This is a genomic window from Pseudorhodobacter aquimaris, from assembly GCF_001202025.1.
GTDB lineage: Bacteria > Pseudomonadota > Alphaproteobacteria > Rhodobacterales > Rhodobacteraceae > Pseudorhodobacter > Pseudorhodobacter aquimaris.
Genome location: NZ_LGHS01000027.1, coordinates 1 through 6,683 on the forward strand (window position 1 = coordinate 1; position 6,683 = coordinate 6,683).

Sequence of the window (6,683 nt, forward strand, 5' to 3'; positions counted from 1 at the left end):
GTCGTCAGCCATGCTGTAAGATGCTTGGCATAAGGGTCCAGTTTGCTGGGACGATCCGGCGCCTGAAACGCAGGTTCAACAATCCCTTCCCGCAAATACTTCTTGATCGTGTTGCGAGACACGCCCGTCCGACGCGCGATCTCGCGAATGGGCATCTTATCTCGCAGCGCCCATTTCCGAATAACTTTCAAAAATCCCATGTCTATCACCCCATGTGCCCTCAGCTGATTCAAGCCTGGGCAAGGTTGCACATGGATCAATTCTCAATGACAATTTCTGCTGTTGCCGGGGCAGCTCTCAGTGACAATCAACAGGCCTGCGGAGCCAATCCGTTTTTCTCATGCAAGTAATTTAAATCGAAGTTTTGATATGACCCGCGTAGAACTAGCCAAGAGATATAGCTTAAAATAGCATGACCCAACTGCCTGATCCACATGGATTTTCGCTTGATTCCCTGATGGATCTGCTACGATCCGGCGCACAGCATCTGATTGAACAAGCGGTTGAGGCCGAATCCTCTATTCTACTGAAGGCCGATGCATCTGACAAAACGAACGATGGCCGCGCGCGGCTGGTGCGCCATTGTCACCTGCCAGAACGGCGAAGTGATTACCGGTATCGTCGCAGTGCCGCAGGGCTGTCCTCGACCACGATATCGCGGCGCAAAGCCGATTGGTGGGATGCGTATGACCGTTGGCAACGGCGCTATCTGGACGCATGCCGCATCGTCTATATCTGGGCGGACGAGTGGGGTCGCAAAGAGATCACCGGCAAAACCCGACACGCCCAAGCCCGATACGTCCGATATGGCCTTTGGGGCAGAGGGGGCGCGGTAGCTGCCGTCTGGCGCGCGACATCGGAGCCGAGGATGAAATGACGTCCGAGACCCGCCGCCGGATCCAGGCTTTTCGGTCCGCCACTAGGTTTTTGCCCGCTGCGGCCAATGCAGAACCTCCGTGCACGCTGCGTTTGACAAGCGGAGCAGGGGGCCTCCGCTCCGGAACTTATGGACGAGGACGCCTTGGGGACAGATGATCTTGCATGCGTCATCGGGCACCGTGCGTGTCCAATAGTGAGCGGTTGCAAGGCCTTTGTTGCAACGATGTACCAAGGGTGCTTGTGCGACAGCTTCTTGCGAAACACCGCCTCACCTCTTGACGTCGCACCGTGCAAGTAAAAGACCTGTTTCACCAGGTCAGCACCAATGATTGAGACTTCCTTCATAGCCAAATCCTCCTGACCCCGTCTGGATTATTATGGCACATAGGGGCCGGCGGGAGGGGCTATTCAACCCATCACCAGTGCTCGCTTAAACCACCGCTCTTGCGTGATTTCGCTTGGCGAATTATGCGCTTGCACTGTATCGACCCTATTATGAACGCTCAGCGACTTACCGCTTCAATAGCGGGGCCGCTTCTCTTTAATTTTGCTCGCATGTTGATCCTGACATTTGGGCAAGTGTTATACAGAAAGCCCATATGTTGCCTATCCTGCGTTCCCTTGGTCCTGCCGTCGCAAGACCCCCCGCAACAGAAGCCGTTCGGGCTGGTTTGGGCGCACTTATTGGGCTGGGCCTGACAGGCATGTTTGTATTGACGCCCGCAATTGACCGACACATGGGTCTTTTCCTGATTGCGCCGTTCGGGGCCACATCGGTTCTTTTGTTTGCGGTGCCAAACAGCCCGCTTGCACAGCCTTGGTCGGCTGTGGTGGGCAACACCGTGGCAGCATTGGCGGCGATTTGGGTGTGTATGCTGGTCAGCGATCCGATGTTGCGTATTGTCCTGGCGGTTAGCACTGCGATCACTGCCACGATTTTATGCCGCGCGTTGCACCCGCCGGCGGGGGCCGTTGCAATGACCGTGGCGATGAACCCGGATATGGTGGCCAAGCTGGGTTTTCAATTTGCGATCGTTCCTGTTGCGGCGGGGACCATCCTTTTGGTTCTTATTGCTATGGCCTATGCCAAACTGACTGGTCGCCACTATCCGCTGCGGCAGTTTGACGAACCCAATCACCACGGCACAAAAGACGCGGAACCCGCCGAACGCCTGGGTCTTTCCGAGGCCGAGCTGACAGGCATTTTGGAACGCTACCGCCAATCGTTCAACCTTGGCGTCGAAGATCTGGCCCGCCTGATTGGCGCTGCCGAAACAGTCGCGGCGTCACACCAAACAGGCCCGCTGACCACAGAAGATATCATGTCGCGCGATCTTGTGACTGTGGAGCCGGATGCGCCATTGGCCGATATCGCCGATCTATTCCGACAATATAAATTCACCTCGCTGCCTGTAGTGGATGCGGCGGGGCAGTTTGCAGGCGTGATTTTTCAAATTCATCTGATAGCCCATGTGCGTGAAAATGCCCGCCGACTGAAAGGCCTGTTCAGCCAGGCAATGACCCAGCTGCGCAACCGCGATAGCGATATCGTGGTGCGCGCCAAGGATATCATGGACAGCAGGGGGCCGCGGGCCACGGTTGACACGCCCCTTGGCGCGCTGTTTCCGCTGATGTCCGAGGGAAATATCGATGCCGTTCCCGTGCTTGACGGTACACGCATCGTTGGCATTGTAACGCGAACCGATCTGATCGTGGCACTGGTGCGCAACAGTTTGCGTCAAGAGATATTGAAGGACTGACCTGAAAACAGTCTTGATCTTAGGCGCAACACATAGCGAGCGATGGAAACAAGGCCATGTCCAGACCCAATAAGGACATGGCCCAAGATGCAGGTGACGGGCGGGGGGTGGCGCCTTACTTGTGCATCACATCATTTAGGGGCTGCGGGGTCTTGGGCCTGACATTCCTTGATACCAACCTTTTCAAGTGAGTTTTCCAGTGTCGCCTTGTCCCCTTTGCTCCACCAGACATGGGCGCCCGATACGTACCGCGCCCCGGAGGCCGATACCGCGTTGACAAAGATCCGATCTTCTCCATCAACCGGGACAATCGCGAGCGTGTTTGAATTCGTGTTCACATATTGCACCGTTAACTGCTCACCTTCGCCGCAGGAATAACTTTGCGCCTCGATACTTCCATTGTGGCCAAGGGCAAGAGGGATGGACAGCGCCATCTCCGCGGCGGCTGTGCCGGCGGTTGCAAGGCTGGCAAAGGCCAACAGGCTGATGCGCATGATTTGATCTCCTATGTGTTTATTTACCCGACCTGTTTCGTTGACTGGACGTGTTGAGTATTTTTCGCGACGATCCAGTGAATGGCACCAGTGTAAATCCGGTTTGTCACGTTGCACCCGGATCGCGAAACGGCGTTTGAGCCAGCGGCATCTGCGGGTCTTATTCGTGGCATCCCAAAAGAACCGTTGTACCGCCCGTCGCAACGGGGATGGTCCGGGCCATAACAGCACTCCCTCTTGTTTCAGAGTCAAGGGTAGCGCACTCCGCCCTCGGCGCGGCGTGGCTTGCCGATGTTGTCGGGCAGCGGGATGAAATCGGCCTCGTCGCCCGGCACGGTATCGAACCGGCCCCTGGCCCATTCCTGTTTGGCCGCCTCAATCCGTTCGCGGCGGGAGGAGACGAAGTTCCACCAGATATAGCGCGCGCCCCCCATCGGCGCGCCGCCAAACAGCATGAACCGCGCGGTCGAGTTGGCCTTGACGGTAATCGCATCATTGGGGCGCAGCACCAAAAGCTGACCCTTCTCAAAGCGGTCGCCCGCGATCTCGATCTCGCCCGAAATCGTGTAAAGCGCGCGTTCCTCGTAGTTGGGATCAATCGGCATGCTGCGCCCTTCCTGCAATTCGATATCACCATAGAGCGTTTCCGAGGCCGTTTTCAGGCCACTCTTCTTGCCGAAGGCTTCACCGGCGATAAGCCGCGCCTTGATGCCGTCGCTGTCGAACATCGGCAGTTGATCCGATCCGTAATGGATGAAATCGGGCGCGCTTTCCTCCTCGGCCTCGGGCAGGGCCATCCATGTCTGCAAACCGAACAACCGCTGGCCGGTCTGGCGTTTTTCCATCGATGTGCGTTCGGAATGAACGATGCCGCGCCCCGCCTTCATCCAGTTGACCGCACCGGGACGGATGGTCTGTTCGGTGCCCAGCGAGTCACGGTGCAGGATCTCACCCTCGAACAGATAGGTCAGCGTGGCGAGGTTGATATGGGGGTGCGGGCGCACGTCGATGCCTTGATCGGTCAGAAATTCCGCCGGTCCCATCTGATCGAAAAAGATGAAAGGTCCGACCATCTGCCGCTTGGTCGAGGGCAGCGCGCGGCGCACCTCCATCTCACCCAGATCGACCGCACGCGGCACGATAAGGGTTTCGATGGCGTTCACACCATCGGCGTCGCCCAGAACGGGATCGGGGCATGGGGAATAGCTCATCTCAAGGTTCCTTTCGCGTTGAAATCCAAGCGTTACGACCGATTTGGCGGTTGATCCAGATTCAGGACGGGACCATCAGGTACGATGCCATTGGGGTTGATAGTGTCGTGGCTGCGATAATAATGCTGCTTGATGTGGTCAAAATTTACCGTACCACTGATGCTCGGCCATTGATACAGCTCGCGGGTATAGCCCCACAGGTTTTCATACTCTTTCAGCATCTTCAGATTGCATTTGAAGTGACCGTGATAGACGGGATCAAAGCGGATCAACGTGGTGAACAGCCGCCAGTCGGCCTCGGTGACGCGATCACCCAACAGGTAGCGCTGCTTGCCCAGCCGTTCTTCCAGCGTATCCAGCGCCGAAAAAAGGTTGCGCACCTCGCCTTCGTAAACGTCCTGCTCGGTCGCAAAGCCCGCCTTATAAACACCGTTATTGATGGCGTCATAGGTAAAGGCGTTGATCTCGTCGATTTCATCCAGCAGGTCCGCCGGTGCATAATCGCCGTCCTTTGCCCCGACACCGTCAAAGGCCGAATTCAGCATCCGGATGATCTCGGCGGATTCGTTGTTGACAATGGTGCCCTGTTTCAGATCCCACAGCACCGGCACCGTGACACGGCCAGAATAGTTTGGGGCGGCGCGCAGATAGACCTCATACATGTATTTCGCATCCCCCGCAGGGTCGGGGATAACGCCGGGGCCGGGCGCGAAGGTCCAGCCGTTTTCGCCCATGTAAGGATTCACGACCGACAGGCCGATCACGTCTTCCAGCCCCTTGAGCGCGCGCAGGATCAGCGTGCGGTTGGCCCATGGGCAGGCAAGCGAGACATAAAGATGATAGCGCCCCGCCTCGGCCTTAAATCCGCCCTCACCGGTGGGGCCAGGAGTTCCGTCCGGCGTGACCCAGTTGCGGAATTGCGACTCGCTGCGCTCGAATTTGCCACCGGTGCTGGAGGTGTCATACCACTGGTCATGCCAGGTGCCATCAACGAGAAGTCCCGTAATGTGTTCATCCTTTCAAGAAAAGCAGATTTGATTGCGGCGGCCAGAATGTCAGGCCAGCTTGCCCGCAATCTCGACCAGACGCCGCGCTTGAGGATCGATGGCGTTTTTGGCCTCGTCCGCGAAATCCTCGCCCGCGTTGTGGCTGTAGCCATAGGGGGTGCCTCCGGTCTTATAGACTACCTCGTCGGTATAGCCGGGCGCAACGATAATCCCGCCCCAATGCATGACCTTGGCGCAAAAGGACACCAGCATCGTGTCCTGCCCGCCATAGTTGTTCTGCGCGGATGTCATTGCCGAGACGGACTTGTTTGCCAGTCCGCCCCTGGCCCAGAAACCGCCCAACGTGTCGATGAAGCCACGCATCTGGCTGGCCATGATCCCGAACCGGGTGGCGATGCGCCGGATGGCTTCAGTGGCAATGGCCGAGCCTTGAGCTCTGTGGATGTCCACAAACTTGCGCCTGACATGGGCCATACAGGCGACCTCGTGGATGTCAGCTGAACGATAGGGGTCTTCGAGCCCGTCATAGCCGTCGGCATACATCCAGCCTTGATACTTTGCGAGATGATCCTTGGGATGCTGCTCTTTGCGATCTGACGAGAACGGATACCAACTAGGCGGGCGGCGCATCACTGGACCTGTCTCGTTTTTCGTGCCGCCCCAGGTGCTCGTTTAAGCCATCTTACGCTCAAAAGCGACGGGGCTTTTGTAGCCCAATGCCGCGTGTCGACACCGCGGGTTATAGAACCCGTGTGTGGATGCCCCTTTCAATGCAAGAAGTTTTTCAGATTGCTCAGAACATGTGATCAGTGCAGTCGTGTGTCCGGCCTATATATGCAGCTTTCACACGCCGCTGGCCTGTATGGTGTCCGTGGATGGGTCCAAATCGTTGATGCGAGCACAAAGCTCCTGGCTTCTATCTGGTGTTCCCAACCCCGTCTTATGACCGTTGTTCCTTACTCTCCTTCGCCCTTCTCACATTGCCGGTTTACTCCAACGCATGGTGCAAAGCTTATGCAGCCAGCGGTGGAATTCGATCGTTCTCTTTTGTGGTTATTAACGCCCAAACAGTACGGGCAAGCTTGTTTGCCAATGCAGTCGCCACCAGCATACGAGGCTTGCGCGCCAGCATCTTGGCAAGCCATGATCCAGGTGGTGGGCCTTTCCGGATGGTCCAACGGATGACGGCCATCACGCCAGAGGCGTGCATTCGCACGACGCGCCTGTAGTCAGCAACCGCCTTATATCGCGCTGCCCCATTTTTGAGGTTCTACCCAGGATTTGTCGCCCACCGGTCGACTTCTGCCTTGGTACAAGCCCGCGACCCGGGCT

At 57.2% G+C, this 6,683-nt stretch carries 6 protein-coding genes and 2 pseudogenes; 2 read left to right on the forward strand and 6 right to left on the reverse strand.

Going from position 1 to position 6,683, the window contains the following annotated elements; genetic code table 11:
- The coding region (locus AKU94_RS03685; RefSeq protein WP_050525992.1) for a helix-turn-helix domain-containing protein at nt 1–200 on the reverse strand (200 nt) is incomplete at its 3' end.
- Nucleotides 201–412: 212 nt separating this feature from the next.
- On the opposite strand from AKU94_RS03685, the pseudogene AKU94_RS20975 reads away from it, so the two are divergent.
- Nucleotides 413–745 (forward strand): annotated as a pseudogene (locus AKU94_RS20975) (hypothetical protein); the annotation flags it as partial.
- A gap of 733 nt (nt 746–1,478) precedes the next feature.
- Nucleotides 1,479–2,639: an HPP family protein gene (locus tag AKU94_RS03695; protein ID WP_050525994.1), complete on the forward strand. Its 1,161-nt coding sequence runs from the start codon at nt 1,479–1,481 to the stop codon at nt 2,637–2,639.
- A 131-nt stretch (nt 2,640–2,770) separates the two neighbouring features.
- Here AKU94_RS03695 and AKU94_RS19915 read toward each other — a convergent pair whose 3' ends face one another.
- The 5 genes and pseudogenes from AKU94_RS19915 to AKU94_RS20200 all read right to left on the reverse strand — a co-directional run.
- A complete protein-coding gene (locus AKU94_RS19915; RefSeq protein WP_050525995.1) occupies nt 2,771–3,133 on the reverse strand; it encodes an MliC family protein in 363 nt (120 codons plus the stop codon).
- A gap of 248 nt (nt 3,134–3,381) precedes the next feature.
- Nucleotides 3,382–4,344 (reverse strand): pirin family protein, encoded by a 963-nt coding sequence (locus AKU94_RS03705; protein WP_050525996.1) that lies wholly within the window; start codon nt 4,342–4,344, stop codon nt 3,382–3,384.
- A gap of 32 nt (nt 4,345–4,376) precedes the next feature.
- Nucleotides 4,377–5,351, reverse strand: coding sequence for a glutathione S-transferase family protein (locus tag AKU94_RS03710; RefSeq protein ID WP_050525997.1), 975 nt, complete (start codon nt 5,349–5,351; stop codon nt 4,377–4,379).
- 48 nt (nt 5,352–5,399) lie between these two features.
- Nucleotides 5,400–5,981: an IS66 family transposase gene (locus AKU94_RS03715; RefSeq protein ID WP_083444912.1), complete on the reverse strand. Its 582-nt coding sequence runs from the start codon at nt 5,979–5,981 to the stop codon at nt 5,400–5,402.
- Nucleotides 5,982–6,363: 382 nt separating this feature from the next.
- Nucleotides 6,364–6,683: pseudogene (locus tag AKU94_RS20200) on the reverse strand (transposase); the annotation flags it as partial.

Coding starts and splice junctions, on each gene's coding strand:
- AKU94_RS03715 (WP_083444912.1), bottom strand. CDS start 5,981: ATGCGCCGCCCGCCTAGTTGGTATCCGTTCTCGTCAGATCGCAAAGAG.
- AKU94_RS03695 (WP_050525994.1), top strand. CDS start 1,479: ATGTTGCCTATCCTGCGTTCCCTTGGTCCTGCCGTCGCAAGACCCCCC.
- AKU94_RS19915 (WP_050525995.1), bottom strand. CDS start 3,133: ATGCGCATCAGCCTGTTGGCCTTTGCCAGCCTTGCAACCGCCGGCACA.
- AKU94_RS03705 (WP_050525996.1), bottom strand. CDS start 4,344: ATGAGCTATTCCCCATGCCCCGATCCCGTTCTGGGCGACGCCGATGGT.